The organism is Fluviibacterium sp. S390 (assembly GCF_049800695.1).
Classification (GTDB): domain Bacteria; phylum Pseudomonadota; class Alphaproteobacteria; order Rhodobacterales; family Rhodobacteraceae; genus Meridianimarinicoccus.
In genome coordinates this window covers 40,393-53,708 of record NZ_JBNAFN010000017.1, presented here as the reverse complement: position 1 = coordinate 53,708, position 13,316 = coordinate 40,393, and the positions used below count along the sequence as shown (strand labels likewise).

Annotated in this window: 11 protein-coding genes; 9 read left to right on the top strand and 2 right to left on the bottom strand. The window is 64.0% G+C overall.

From position 1 onward, the window contains the following. The first annotated feature begins 106 nt into the window (after positions 1–106). Both ACP15K_RS13905 and ACP15K_RS13900 read left to right on the top strand, forming a co-directional pair. Positions 107–3,277, top strand: a complete 3,171-nt coding sequence (locus ACP15K_RS13905; RefSeq protein WP_424990796.1) for a valine--tRNA ligase — start codon at positions 107–109, stop codon at positions 3,275–3,277. Positions 3,278–3,317: 40 nt separating this feature from the next. Further along, a complete protein-coding gene (locus ACP15K_RS13900; protein ID WP_193140484.1) occupies positions 3,318–3,647 on the top strand; it encodes a DUF1992 domain-containing protein in 330 nt (109 codons plus the stop codon). Between the two features lie 2 nt (positions 3,648–3,649). Here the strand turns inward: ACP15K_RS13900 and ACP15K_RS13895 are convergent, their stop codons facing one another. Further along, a complete protein-coding gene (locus ACP15K_RS13895; protein WP_424990795.1) occupies positions 3,650–4,858 on the bottom strand; it encodes a pyridoxal-phosphate-dependent aminotransferase family protein in 1,209 nt (402 codons plus the stop codon). Between the two features lie 134 nt (positions 4,859–4,992). Between ACP15K_RS13895 and ACP15K_RS13890 the strand changes: the two genes are divergently transcribed. Next, positions 4,993–5,682 carry a tyrosine-protein phosphatase gene (locus ACP15K_RS13890; protein ID WP_193140482.1) on the top strand — a complete coding sequence of 230 codons (690 nt, stop codon included), beginning with the start codon at positions 4,993–4,995 and terminating at the stop codon, positions 5,680–5,682. Between the two features lie 136 nt (positions 5,683–5,818). On the opposite strand, the gene ACP15K_RS13885 is transcribed toward ACP15K_RS13890, so the two are convergent. Continuing rightward, positions 5,819–6,517, bottom strand: coding sequence for a TIGR04283 family arsenosugar biosynthesis glycosyltransferase (locus ACP15K_RS13885; protein WP_424990794.1), 699 nt, complete (start codon positions 6,515–6,517; stop codon positions 5,819–5,821). 64 nt (positions 6,518–6,581) lie between these two features. On the opposite strand from ACP15K_RS13885, the gene ACP15K_RS13880 reads away from it, so the two are divergent. The 6 genes from ACP15K_RS13880 (at position 6,582) to ACP15K_RS13855 (ending at position 13,284) form a co-directional block, all read left to right on the top strand. Beyond that, on the top strand, positions 6,582–7,334 hold the full coding sequence (locus ACP15K_RS13880; protein WP_424990793.1) for a YgfZ/GcvT domain-containing protein: 753 nt from the start codon (positions 6,582–6,584) through the stop codon (positions 7,332–7,334). 459 nt (positions 7,335–7,793) lie between these two features. Next, a complete protein-coding gene (locus ACP15K_RS13875) occupies positions 7,794–8,894 on the top strand; it encodes an ABC transporter ATP-binding protein (protein ID WP_193140479.1) in 1,101 nt (366 codons plus the stop codon). Positions 8,895–8,962: 68 nt separating this feature from the next. Beyond that, entirely contained in the window at positions 8,963–10,075 is a 1,113-nt protein-coding gene (locus ACP15K_RS13870) for an extracellular solute-binding protein (protein ID WP_424990792.1), read from the top strand. 66 nt (positions 10,076–10,141) lie between these two features. Next, positions 10,142–10,432, top strand: coding sequence for a DUF1330 domain-containing protein (locus ACP15K_RS13865; RefSeq protein WP_193140477.1), 291 nt, complete (start codon positions 10,142–10,144; stop codon positions 10,430–10,432). Next, on the top strand, positions 10,429–12,102 hold the full coding sequence (locus ACP15K_RS13860) for an ABC transporter permease (protein ID WP_193140476.1): 1,674 nt from the start codon (positions 10,429–10,431) through the stop codon (positions 12,100–12,102). Before ACP15K_RS13865 ends, ACP15K_RS13860 begins: the two co-directional genes overlap by 4 nt. 3 nt (positions 12,103–12,105) lie before the next feature. Continuing rightward, on the top strand, positions 12,106–13,284 hold the full coding sequence (locus tag ACP15K_RS13855) for an ABC transporter permease (protein WP_193140475.1): 1,179 nt from the start codon (positions 12,106–12,108) through the stop codon (positions 13,282–13,284). The last annotated feature ends 32 nt before the right edge of the window (positions 13,285–13,316 follow it).

The following is a 13,316-nucleotide window of genomic DNA, read 5'->3' as shown; positions in this document are numbered from 1 at the left end:
CCCCGATGCAGCACGCGGTGCACACAGCCAATGCCACCGCCCCCTTGGCCTTGGCCCGCGCATTCGCTATGCCGACGCGCAACGCTTGAACTCGGGGACCAGACGCATGGCAATGGAAAAGACCTTCAACGCGGCCGAGGCCGAAGCGCGGATCAGCCAGGCGTGGCAAGACACCGGCGCATTCCGGGCCGGGGCCAACCGCTCACGCGATGACAGCTTCTGCGTCATGATCCCGCCACCCAATGTGACCGGTGCGCTGCATGTCGGCCACGCGTTCAACAACACGTTGCAAGATATCCTTGTGCGCTGGCACCGGATGCGCGGCTTCGACACCCTGTGGCAGCCCGGACAGGATCACGCCGGCATTGCCACCCAGCTTCAGGTCGAAAAGAAGCTGAAGGCGGAAAGCAACCTGCGCCGCACCGATCTGTCGCGCGAGGATTTCATCGCCAAGGTCTGGGAATGGAAGGCCGAATCCGGCGGCACCATCATCGAGCAGCTGCAGCGTCTGGGCTGTTCCTGCGACTGGGACCGCAACGCCTTCACCATGGCCGGTGCGCCGGGCGATCCGCGTGTCGGGCACGAAAACTCGCCCGATTTCCACGATGCCGTCATCAAGGTCTTCGTGGACATGTACGAAAAGGGCCTGATCTATCGCGGCAAGCGGCTGGTCAACTGGGACCCGCATTTCGAAACCGCGATCTCGGATCTTGAGGTCGAGAACGTCGAGACGCCGGGCCACATGTGGCACTTCAAGTACCCGCTGGCGGGCGGTGAAACCTATGAATACGTCGAGAAGGACGAGGACGGCACCGTCACCCTGCGCGAGACCCGCGACTATATTTCCATCGCCACCACCCGGCCCGAAACCATGCTGGGCGATGGCGCGGTCGCGGTGCATCCCTCGGACGCCCGCTATGCGCCGATCATTGGCAAGCTGTGCGAGATCCCGGTCGGCCCGAAAGACCACCGCCGCCTGATCCCGATCATCACCGATGAATACCCCGATCCGACCTTCGGCTCGGGCGCGGTGAAGATCACCGGGGCGCATGACTTCAACGACTATCAGGTCGCCAAACGCGGCGGCATCCCGATGTACAACCTGATGGACACCAGGGGACACCTGCGTGCCGATGGCCGCCCCTATGCCGAGGAAGCCGCCGAAGCCCAGCGTATCGCCAACGGCGAGGCCGAGTTCACCGAGGCCTCCATCGCCGCCATGAACCTCGTCCCCGAGGAATACCGCGGGCTGGACCGGTTCGAGGCACGCGAACGGGTGGTGGCCGACATCACCGCCGAAGGTCTGGCCGTGATGACCACCTCGGACGATCCGCGCCTGGGCACGCCGAAGAAAAAGAAAGGCGCCGAAGCCGAAGAGGTCACGCAGGTGCCGCTGGTGGAAGCCAAGCCGATCATGCAGCCCTATGGCGACCGCTCGAAGGTGGTGATCGAGCCGATGCTCACCGACCAGTGGTTCGTGGATGCCGACAAGATCGTCGGCCCGGCGCTGGATTCGGTGCGCGAAGGCCGCACGGTCATCATGCCCGAAAGCGGCGAGAAGACCTATTACAACTGGCTTGAGAACATCGAGCCGTGGTGCATCTCGCGCCAGCTTTGGTGGGGCCACCAGATCCCGGTCTGGTACGGCCTGAACATCTGGCCCGAACCCAGCGAGCTTGGCCCCGAGGAGGGCGATCTCGACGACGTCGAACTGTTCCGCCTGCTGCGCGAGGGCAGCTACAACCACGCCGCCCCCACGCACCATTGCGCTGCCGATCTGGAGGCCGTGTCAGAAAAGTTCCGCCGCGATCTTGCCAACCTGCCGACGCCGCTGCATGTGGCCCGCATCGTCGAGGTTAAGGACTATCAGGCAGCCGTGCATCTGCTGGCCGAAAGCCTGGCCGAATACAATGTCAGCGACGACCCGACCCATCTGGTCTACCCGGTCTGGCGCGACCCGGATGTGCTCGACACCTGGTTCTCGTCCGGTCTGTGGCCCTTTGGCACTTTGGGCTGGCCGCAGAAGACGCCGGAACTGGCGCGGTATTTCCCGACCTCGGTGCTGATCACCGGGCAGGACATCCTGTTCTTCTGGGTCGCCCGGATGATGATGATGAGCCTCGCGGTGATGGACACCGAACCCTTCCACACCGTCTATCTGCACGGGCTGGTGCGGGACGAGAAGGGCAAGAAGATGTCCAAGACCACCGGCAACGTCATCGACCCGCTGGACATCGTCGATGAATACGGCGCCGATGCGCTGCGCTTCACCAATACCGCCATGGCCTCGCTGGGTGGGGTGCTGAAACTGTCGAAGGATCGCATCGCCGGCTATCGCAACTTCGGCACCAAGCTGTGGAATGCCGTGCGCTACGCCGAGATGAACGAGGTCTACGGCGCCGACGGCAGCCATACGCCCGCCATACACGCACCAGACGCCATCCAGACCGCCAATATCTGGATCATCGGCGAAACCGCCCGCACGCTGGAAACCGTCGATGCGGCGCTGGACAGCTACCGGTTCAACGACGCGGCGCATGCGCTGTACGGCTTTGTCTGGGGCAAGGTCTGCGACTGGTACGTCGAATTCGCCAAGCCGCTGCTGGCCTCGGACGATCCTGCCGTGGTGGCCGAAACCCGCGCCACCATGGGCTGGGTTCTGGACCAGTGCATGATCCTGCTGCATCCCATCATGCCCTTCATCACCGAAGAGCTTTGGGGCCTGACGGCCAAGCGCGACGATCTGTTGGTGGTTTCGGACTGGCCGACCTACAAGACCTCGGAATTGCTGGACAAATCCGCAGATCGCGAGATGAACTGGGTGATCTCCCTGATCGACGAAATCCGCTCGGTCCGGGCCCAGATGCATGTGCCCGCCGGTCTGAAGCTGGAATTGCTGCAACTGGAACTGGACCCAACCGGGGGCCAGGCCCTGTCGCGCAACGCCGCCCTGATCCAGAAACTGGCGCGGATCGAAAAGATCAGCACCGTCAGTGACTTGCCCAAGGGATGTGTGACCGTCGCCGTGGAAGGCGGCACCTTCGCGCTGCCGGTGGCCGATGTCATCGACGTGGACGAGGAACAGGCCCGGCTCGAAAAGACCCTCGGCAAGCTGGCCAAGGATCTGGGTGGCCTGCGTGGTCGACTGAACAATCCCAAGTTCGTCGAAAGCGCCCCCGAAGAGGTGATCGTCGAAACCCGCGAGTTGCTGGCCGTCAAGGAAGACGAGGAAACCCGTGTGAAAGCGGCGCTGACGCGTCTGGCCGAACTGGGCTAAGGCTCTTGAAAAACAGGCGGATCAGACCCATCTTGGGGGCATGATCCGCTCGCTCGCCACCCTCACCGAAAGCCGCATTCGCCGCGCCGAGGCCGAAGGCCAGTTCTCTGACCTGTCCGGCGCGGGCAAGCCCCTGCCCTATCGTCCCGGCGACGCGCTGATCGACGCCGGCACCGCAGTGGGCCATCGCCTGATGGCCGAAGCCGGCGCCTTGCCCGAGGAAATCCGCCTCAAGCAGGCCCTTGATCAGGCCCTGACCGAACTGGCCAACGCGGCCCCCGAAGATCGCAAGACAGCGATGTCAAAGGTCGCGGACCTGCAATTGAAACACGCCATCGCGCAGGAAGCCCGACGCAAGTTTCTGAAGTGATCTTAACCGCTTGCCCCGGCACAGACCCGCGCGGCAGCGTCCAGCGCGCCGGTTCCATGCGGAATGTCCAGCGCCACCAGACCGGCCTGAAGGCTGGCCAGCACCCCCAGAACCATATGCGCATTCACATGCCCCATATGCCCGATTCGGAAGTACCGGTGCCACTCCGGGTTGCCCGGCGCCACCATGCCCAACCCGATGCCCAGCGTCACCCCCGCCTGCTGTTCCATCCAGTCGCGCAGACGCGTGCCATCCGCGACCGCGACCGTGGTCAGCGCCGTCACCGCATGGCTGCGCGCGCCGCGTTCGGCAATGTTCAGCATCGGCCCGCCCCCGGCCTGCCACGCCTCGGCCGCGGCCCAGACGCAGCGGGCCAGCGTGGCATGACGCGCCAGCGCGTGGGTGAGCCCTTCTTCGTGCACCAGCATGGTCAGCGCCTCGCGCAGGGCAAACAGGTGATGGGTCGGGGCGGTGCCGCAGAACAACTGGTAGAACAGCGCGGCCTCGGTGCGCGGGGTCCAGTCCCAGTAGCGCGGCACGCGGTCCAGCCCCTTGCGCACAAGGTCGGCGCGGTCGTTGAAAAAGACAAATCCCAGCCCCGGCGGCGTCATCAGCCCCTTCTGGCTGGCGGCGATCATCACATCGACACCCCAGGCATCCATCTCGAAGGGATCGCAGCCAAGGCTGGCAATGCAATCCACCAACAGCAATGCCGGATGGCCCGCCGCGTCCATGGCCCGGCGCAGGGCGGCAATGTCGTTGCGCACCGAGGTGGCGGTGTCCACATGCGCCACCAGCACCGACTTGATCCGGTGTCCGGTGTCGGCCCGCAACGCGGCCTCGACCCGCTCGGGATCCATCGCCCCGCGCAACCCGAAGTCCATGACGTCGACCTCGGCCCCCATGGCGCGGGCCGCATCGCCCCAGCCGACGGCAAACCGTCCGGTGCTCAACACCAGCAGCCGATCGCACGGCGTTACCAGATTGGCCAGCGTGGCATCCCACAGCCCATGCCCGTTGCAGATGTAGATCGCCACCTTCCCTTCGGTGCGCGCCACGGCCTTCAGATCGGGCAGCAGGCTGTCGACCAGTCCGACCAGCTCTCCGGTATAGATGTTGGGTGCGGGGCGCTGCATGGCCTGCAGCACGCGGTCGGGCAAGACGGACGGCCCGGGGATGGCCAGATAGGAACGACCCTGCGACAGAGACATTGGAAAACCTTTCAAACGCGTCTGAAAACAGGTAAGCGGGCGCATCCCCAAGGTCAATTTGCCCGCAGCCACAGCCGCGGACCCGGACCGGGCCGCGCATGCAAGAGTCCCCGAGTGGCGAGTTGAGAGACAAGATGACAAACAGCCTGAAGTCGAAGTTCCAGAAGGTCGAACGCGCCCTGCGCGACCGCTATGGCCGGGATATCTCGACCCCCAAGGCACGGCGGCACGCGTGGTGGCATTTCCAGCTTCTGGACCATGCCTTTCTGCGCACTGTGTGGTGGAACCTTGAGGAAATCGCGCCGGGAGTCTGGCGTTCGAACCAACCGTCGCCGAAGCGGCTGCGCATCTACAAGAAGCGCGGCATCGTCAGTGTCATCAACCTGCGCGGCCGGAACCGGCAGAGCCCCTTCCTGTTCGAGCAGGAAGCCTGTGCCAAGCTGGGCCTGACCCTGCACAACATCACCCTGAGCGCCCGCAAGCTGGCGCCGCGCAAGGATATCCTGGCGCTGCTGGAGTTGTTCCGCACGGTCGAACGGCCCTTCGTGATGCATTGCAAGTCCGGCTCGGACCGCGCCGGGTTTGCCTCGGCGCTGTATCTGGCGGTGATCGACGGGCGGCCCGTGGCCGAGGCGCGGCGGCAGCTGCACTGGAAATACCTGCATCTGTCCAGCACCGACACCGGCATTCTGGATCACGTCTTCGACGTCTATGAAGCCGAGGCCGCCCAGACCCCCATCGGGTTGGAGGACTGGTTGCGCACCCGCTATGACCACAAGGCCCTGACCGCCAGCTGGAAAGCCTCGCGCGGGGAGGACGGCTAGGGCCGGCCCCCTGCGGGTGCCGGGATTTCGTGCCTCCGGCGGGAGTATTTGTGCCAAGAAGAATGAGCGCCGTCTTGAAAATGGTGCGACGCGCAGTTCAAGCGCGCCCCGGCGGAGCCGCAACTGTCTCGCTCATCTACGGGCTGTTCCGGCCCGGATCGTAGCCGCGCGCCAGGTCCGCCGGATCGGCGCCGTGGCGAAACCGGGCGCGGCGCCAGAGGTTTCGGACCGATTGGCCGATCCAGCCGTTCTCGCGATAGCGCTCGGCCCCGGTCAGGGCGACGGCGGGCAGCGGGCGCAAGTGGCCTTTCAGGGCACGGGACAGCACCACGTCTTCCATCAAGGCGATATCCGGGTAGCCGCCGACCCTTTGGTAGAGCGCGCGGGAGATCAGCAGGCCCTGATCGCCAAACGGCATGTCGCACAGGCGCGCGCGCAGGTTTGCCGCCCCGGCCACCACGCGCGGGGCTAGCCCGCGCGCCCGGAAGCCAAGCTGGAAACACCCGGCCTTGTCTGGGCAGGATTCCAGATGCGCGACGACCGCCTGTGTCCAGCCGTCGCCCAGATGTGTGTCGGCATGTAGCACCAACAGCCAGTCGCCGCTGGCCGCCGCAACCCCGCGCCGCAACTGCCCCCCGCGCCCCGCCGGACCATCCAGCCAGATGGCGCCCGCTTCCGCCGCCAGCCGTTGCGTGGCATCGGTCGAGCCACCGTCGGTGATCACAAGCTCGCGGATCAAGCCTTCACCCAGGCCGGGCATCAGGTGGCGCAGCGTGTCGGGCAGTTGGTCTGCCGCGTTCAGGGTCGGGATCACCACCGAGATCGGTGCGCGCATCGCAGGCTCTTTCTTCTGTTTGCCGTTCCCCTATATGACGGGGGCGCAGGACAGGGGAAAGCCGATGACCATCACAGACCGTCAAATCCTTGAGGTGACCGGCCAGGATGCAGAGCCATTCCTGCAAGGGCTGGTGACCAATGATCTGTCCGGGCTGGCACAGGGGCTGATCTATGCCGCGCTGCTGAGCCCGCAGGGCAAATACCTGGCCGATTTCTTCCTGGCGCGGCAGGGCGGGGCCATCTTGCTGGATGTGGCCGCCGGGCTGGCACCAGGCCTGCTGAAGCGCCTGAGCATGTACAAGCTGCGCGCGGCGGTGGAGATCACGCCGTCACCGCTGGTCGTCGCGCAGGGGCTTGGCACGGCCCCCGAGGATGGCTGGTCCGACCCGCGCCACCCGGCGCTGGGGTGGCGGGCCTATCGGGCAACGCCGACGGATGGCATCGCCCCGGCAGCCTGGGACCGGCTGCGTGTGGCCCATGCCATCCCCGAAAGCGGGATCGAGTTGATCCCCGACGAGACCTATATCCTGGAAGCCGGATTCGAACACCTGCACGGAGTGGATTTCAAGAAGGGCTGCTATGTGGGCCAGGAAGTCACCGCCCGGATGAAACACAAGACCGAACTGCGCAAGGGGCTGGCCCGCGTGGCCATCGACGGCACCGCCCCTGTGGGCAGCGAGATTACCGCGGACGGCAAACCGGTGGGCCGTCTGTTCACCCAGTCGGAGGGCGAGGCGCTGGCCCATCTGCGCTTTGACCGTGCGGGCGGCGAGATGCAGGCCGGGGAAGCGCGATTGAGGCTGCTGGAAATCTGACAGCACGGGGGGGGGTTGACGCAAGGACACCCGCACGCTTAAGTTTCCGTCGTCAGCGATGGCGTCGCTGATCAGGGCCGCGCGCCTTGCAGTTCAGTCCTGCACGCCGGGATATCCATTCCCGTCGCAGATCGGGGTTTGACCTGGACAATATGCCTTGCCCGACCTTTCCGACCACCCCCGTTTCTTCAGCAGCCATAGCGGCCAGAAGGCCCCGCTGCCCTTTACCTCAGCGGCATCCGATACGATCGCCGCATGATGATTCGAATCGCGAAACCGCGCCGGTGTCATGCAAGGCTCACGGCGTTTTCAGAACGCCGGGAAAGCGCTCATGCCTCTTCCTGAACAGCTTTTTCCCAACGCATCCGGTTCTTTGGTTGTAACTTGGACCGGGACGCGTTTTGATTTGGGGATACCGGTCGGCACGACACGAACGGACAAAAACAGGGAGCCGAGTTCTTGGCACTAGACCAGACAAACGACGCCTTCGTCGAATTTCAACGTGTGCAGAAAAGTTATGACGGCGAGACCCTTGTGGTGAAGGATCTCAATCTGTCGATGCCCAAGGGCGAATTTCTGACCATGCTGGGCCCGTCAGGGTCCGGAAAGACCACCTGCCTGATGATGCTGGCCGGGTTTGAAACCGCCACCCATGGCGAGATCCTGCTGGACGGCAAACCCATCAACAACATCCCGCCGCACAAGCGCGGCATCGGCATGGTGTTCCAGAACTATGCGCTGTTCCCGCATATGACCATTGCGGAAAACCTGTCCTTCCCGTTGGAAGTGCGCAAGCTGGGCAAGTCCGACCGCGAGGCCAAGGTCAAACGCGCGCTGGACATGGTGCAGATGGGGGCCTTCGGCGGACGTCGGCCGGCACAGCTTTCGGGCGGCCAGCAGCAGCGCGTCGCGCTGGCCCGCGCGCTGGTGTTCGAACCCGAACTGGTTTTGATGGATGAACCGCTGGGCGCGCTGGACAAGCAGCTGCGCGAACACATGCAGTTCGAGATCAAGCGCATTGCCGACAATCTGGGCATCACGGTGGTCTATGTGACCCACGACCAGACCGAGGCGCTGACCATGTCGGACCGGGTCGCGGTGTTCAACGATGGCCGCATCCAGCAGCTTGCGCCGCCCGACGACCTGTATGAGCATCCCGACAACAGCTTCGTCGCGCAATTCATCGGCGAGAACAACACGCTGGAAGGCACCGTCAAGGAGATCAACGACAAGATCGCGCTGGTGGAGCTGGACGATGGCGAGTTGATCGACTGCATGCCGGTCAATGTTTCCAAGCCCGGCGAACGCACCCGTGTTTCGATCCGCCCCGAGCGGGTGGAAACCAGAAAGGAACGCCTGAACCCCGACGCCCACCTGCTGAAGGCAGAAGTGCTGGAGTTCATCTACATGGGCGATATCTTCCGCACACGACTTCGGGTGGCGGGCAATGACGATTTCATCGTCAAGACCCGCAACGCCCCCGATACCGTCCGGCTCACCCCCGGCGAAACCATCGAGATCGGGTGGCTGCCGGAAGACTGCCGGGCGCTGGACGCCTGAGCACAACCGCCGCGGGTCCATCCTCGCGGTCAACAAACCAAAGAAAACAAATCCAAGGGGAGTACTATATGAAACTGCTAACAACGCTTCTGACCGGCAGTGCACTGGTCGCAGCAGGCAGCGCCTTTGCCGATGACCACATGGCTTCGGACATGACGCTGGTATCCTGGGGCGGCGCCTATCAGACCAGCCAGCAGAAGGCCTATACCGAGCCTTACATGGCTGCCAATGAAGGCGTTTCGGTGACCTGGGACGAAAGCTCGAACGAAGCCGTGTCGAAGCTGCGCGCCATGAACGAAGCCGGCAACGTGACCTGGGATCTCGTGGACGTGGAGGGCCCCGACAGCCAGCGTCTGTGCGACGAAGGCCTGGCCATGGAGATCGACTTTGACGACGTGCTGGCCCAAGGCGACGACGGCTCCGATGTCGAAGACGACTTCGGCCCGACCCTGATCAACGACTGCTTCATCCCGCAGATCGTGTTCTCGACCACCTTCGGGTACCGGACCGATGTCGAGGAATGGGACGGAAGAACCCCGACCAGCCTCTGCGACGTGTTCGATCTGGAGAATTTCCCCGGAAAGCGCGCGCTTGAAAAACGCCCCAAGAAGAACCTGGAGTGGGCGCTTCTGTGCGACGGCGTGGCCCAGGAAGACCTCTATGACGTTCTGGAAACCCCCGAGGGGCTCGAGCAGTCGCTGGCGAAACTGGACACCATCAAGGACGAAACGATCTGGTGGTCGTCGGGCGCCGACACGCCGCAGCTTCTGGCGGATGGCGAAATCGTCATAGGTTCCGCCTACAACGGTCGCCTGTTCAGCGTGATCGAGGAACAGAGCCAGCCGGTCGCGATGCTGTGGGACTGGCAGGTCTTTGATTTCGACGGCTGGGTCATCCCTGCGGATCTGCCGGACGACCGTCTGGCCCGCGTCCTGGACTTCGTGAAGTACGCGACCGACACCCAGCGTCTGGCCGATCAGGCAGCCTATATCTCTTACGGCCCGGCCCGCGCTTCGTCGCAGCCGCTGGTGTCGACCCATGCCGAACTGGGCATCGAGATGGCGCCGCATATGCCGACCAACCCCGCCAACCAGAAGAATTTCCTGGTGAACAACATCGAATGGTGGGCTGACAACCAGGACGACGTGGAAGCCCGCTTCCAGGCCTGGCTGGCGAAGTAACCGCCGATACAAGCCTCGGACGGGGCCTTCTGGCCCCGTCTTACCCAGCCGGAAAGGAGACCACCCATGCCCAAAGGGTATTGGATCGTCCATATCAAGGTCACCGACCCGGCCCCGTATCCGGATTATGTGCGCAAGGCCCAGCCCGTGATCGAGGCCTTCGGCGGCGTGTACCTGGTGCGCGGCGGCGAAAGCGATGTGACCGAAGGCGAGGCGCGCCCCCGCCATGTGGTCGTCGCCTTTCCCGATCTGGCCACCGCGCGCGCCTGCTATCGCAGCCCGGAATACCAGGACGCAGCCGCCATCCGGCAGAGTTGCGCTGAAACAGATTTCACAATTGTCGAGGGATATGCATGAGCGACGCAACCGAGACTGGCCGTGTTCTCTCCGCGGACGGAACGCCACTTAAAAAGAGCCTGAACCGCGCCCTTCGCGTTCAGAAAATGCGGGCGCTGGCGCTGATCGCTCCGCTTCTGATCTTCGTGCTCGTGACCTTCATCGCGCCCATCGCGGACATGCTGTTCCGATCGGTAGAAAACCAGATCGTGTCCGACACGCTGCCGCGCACGGTGGCCGCCCTGAAAGACTGGGATCCCGAAAGCGGCGAGGTTCCCGATGAGCAGGTGTTCGACGCGCTCTACAAGGATATGTTTGTCGCCCAGGAACAGAAGATCCACACCCGTGTCGGCAGCCGGCTGAACTATGAAAACGTCGGTATGTCGTCGCTGTTCCGCAAGAGCGGTCGGGCCGTGGAAAAGATGGGCGATCTTTACGTCGACCAGTTCGAGGATCTGAACGACGCCTGGGGCGAGGAAACCACCTGGGTCGCCCTGATGGCCAGCCCCGCCTATGCGCAGGCCGCCACCGGCTGGCTGGCCGAGCAGGACGCGGCCAAGAAGGCCGGACAAGCGTTTACCAAGGCCCCCCCGGCGTTTGAACCGGCCCCCGGCATTGGCGACCTGCTGCCCCAGACCGCCGAGGCCTTCGGCCAGTTCGCCGATTTCATGCGCACGGAAGAAGAAGAAACAGCGCTGGACGACGAACCCTGGACGCTGGTCTACACCGCGCTTTACAATGATCTGACAGCCGCGTCCGAGGCCGGCATCGCGGCCTATTCCGGCCCGCAGGCCGATCTGCTGAAAGAGGCAAAGGCGGCCGTCGCCACCTTCGAAAGTGCCAGCCGGAAGGCGCAATTCCTGGAAGCGGACGAGGATTGGGGTGACGTTGGCGTCTGGCAGACCATCCGCGTCTATGCCCCGCGCTACACGCCGGGCTATTTCCTGAACGCAGTAGACAAGCAGTTGGGTCCGGACGGGATCACCGACCAGCCCGAGAACCAGCAGATCTACATCATGCTGTTCAAACGCACCCTGTTCATGTCGATGGTCATCACCGTCAGCTGCATCCTTCTGGGCTATCCGGTGGCGTGGCTGCTGGCCAACTTGCGGATGCGCACCGCGAACCTGCTGATGATCCTGGTGCTGCTGCCGTTCTGGACCTCGCTGCTGGTGCGCACCTCGGCCTGGAAGGTCATGCTGCAACAGCAAGGCGTGATCAACGACGTGCTGGTCTGGCTGGGTTTGGTCGATGACGCCAACCGGCTGATCATGATCAACAACCAGTTCGGCACCATCGTGGCGATGACCCACATCCTGCTGCCCTTCATGATCCTGCCGCTCTACTCGGTGATGCAGACCATCAACCCCAGCTACCTGCGCGCCGCGAAATCACTGGGCGCAACCAACTGGACGGCGTTCTGGCGGGTCTATTTCCCGCAGTCGGTGCCGGGAATCGGGGCGGGTTCTATCCTCGTCTTCATCCTCGCCATCGGCTATTACATCACGCCCGAGATCGTCGGCGGTACCACCGGGACATTCATCTCGAACCGGATCGCCTATCATATCTCCAGCTCGCTGAACTGGGGTCTGGCGGCCGCACTTGGCGCGATCCTTCTGGCCGCGGTCCTGATCCTGTACTGGGCCTATGATCGCATCGTCGGCATCGACAACGTGAAACTGGGGGGCTGATCCATGGCAACCATCATTGACCTGAAACCGCAGCCCTTCAGTTTCGTCGGCCCCATCGTCGGCGCCTTCGGTGCCCTGGCAGGGCTGCTCGTGGGCACGGCGCAGGGCTCGGGCCTGCTGGGCCTGGTGCTGGGCGCCATCCTGATGGCCGGCATGGCCTTTGCGCTGATGCATCTGAAACTGCCGCGCCGGTCGGTGCGGCTGGGACTGGTGGTGATCTTCGCCATCATCGGCCTGATGGTCGGCGGCACTATCGGCGGGATCATCAGCGCCCTGGCGGGCTGGCTCTTCGGCAACCTGACCTTCTGGCTGGCCGATGGCCGCTATCGCGCAAACCTGGCCCCCTATCTGACCCCTGGACAGGTGTTGTGGCACTTTACCTTCCGGGTAATCTGCGGGGTGATCTTCGGCTTCCTGATCACGCCGATCATCGTGGTGATGCCGCTCAGCTTCAACGCCGAGGATTTCTTCACCTTCACCCCCGAGATGCTGGCCCTGAAGCCCGAAGGCTATTCGCTGAAGCACTATCAGGACTTCTTCACCAATTCGGACTGGCAATCGGCGTTGTGGAACTCGCTGACCATTGCCCCGGTGGCGACCCTGCTGTCGGTCAGTTTCGGAACGCTGGCCGCCATCGGCCTCAGCCAGCCGCATGTGCCGGGACGCCGGGCTATCATGGCGATCCTGATCTCGCCGATGATCGTGCCGCTGATCATCTCGGCGGCGGGGATGTATTTCTTCTATTCGCGCATCGGCCTGCAAGGCACTTACCTGGGCGTGGTTCTGGCCCATGCAGCGCTTGGCATTCCCTTCGTCATCATCACGGTGACCGCCACGCTGGTGGGCTTCGACAACTCGCTGACGCGGGCGGCGGCCAACATGGGCGCCGACCCGGTGACCACCTTCTTCCGGGTGCAGATGCCGTTGATCCTTCCCGGCGTGATCTCGGGCGGGCTGTTTGCCTTCATCACCTCATTCGACGAGGTGGTGGTGGTGCTCTTCGTGGGCTCGGCCGGGCAGAAGACCCTGCCATGGCAGATGTTCATCGGCCTGCGCGAACAGATCAGCCCGACCATCCTTGCGGTGGCGACGCTGCTTGTGGGGATTTCCATCGCGCTGCTGGCCACGCTGGAGGTTCTGCGCCGCCGGTCGGAACGGCTGCGCGGCATGAGCCCGGGCTGACGTCCCCTCACGGCTGACCTGCGGAAACCGCG

Bases quoted from the DNA above. Each gene is read 5' to 3' on its own strand.
- ACP15K_RS13905 (WP_424990796.1), top strand. From the start codon at position 107: ATGGCAATGGAAAAGACCTTCAACGCGGCCGAGGCCGAAGCGCGGATC.
- ACP15K_RS13900 (WP_193140484.1), top strand. From the start codon at position 3,318: ATGATCCGCTCGCTCGCCACCCTCACCGAAAGCCGCATTCGCCGCGCC.
- ACP15K_RS13895 (WP_424990795.1), bottom strand. From the start codon at position 4,858: ATGTCTCTGTCGCAGGGTCGTTCCTATCTGGCCATCCCCGGGCCGTCC.
- ACP15K_RS13890 (WP_193140482.1), top strand. From the start codon at position 4,993: ATGACAAACAGCCTGAAGTCGAAGTTCCAGAAGGTCGAACGCGCCCTG.
- ACP15K_RS13885 (WP_424990794.1), bottom strand. From the start codon at position 6,517: ATGCGCGCACCGATCTCGGTGGTGATCCCGACCCTGAACGCGGCAGAC.
- ACP15K_RS13880 (WP_424990793.1), top strand. From the start codon at position 6,582: ATGACCATCACAGACCGTCAAATCCTTGAGGTGACCGGCCAGGATGCA.
- ACP15K_RS13870 (WP_424990792.1), top strand. From the start codon at position 8,963: ATGAAACTGCTAACAACGCTTCTGACCGGCAGTGCACTGGTCGCAGCA.
- ACP15K_RS13865 (WP_193140477.1), top strand. From the start codon at position 10,142: ATGCCCAAAGGGTATTGGATCGTCCATATCAAGGTCACCGACCCGGCC.
- ACP15K_RS13860 (WP_193140476.1), top strand. From the start codon at position 10,429: ATGAGCGACGCAACCGAGACTGGCCGTGTTCTCTCCGCGGACGGAACG.
- ACP15K_RS13855 (WP_193140475.1), top strand. From the start codon at position 12,106: ATGGCAACCATCATTGACCTGAAACCGCAGCCCTTCAGTTTCGTCGGC.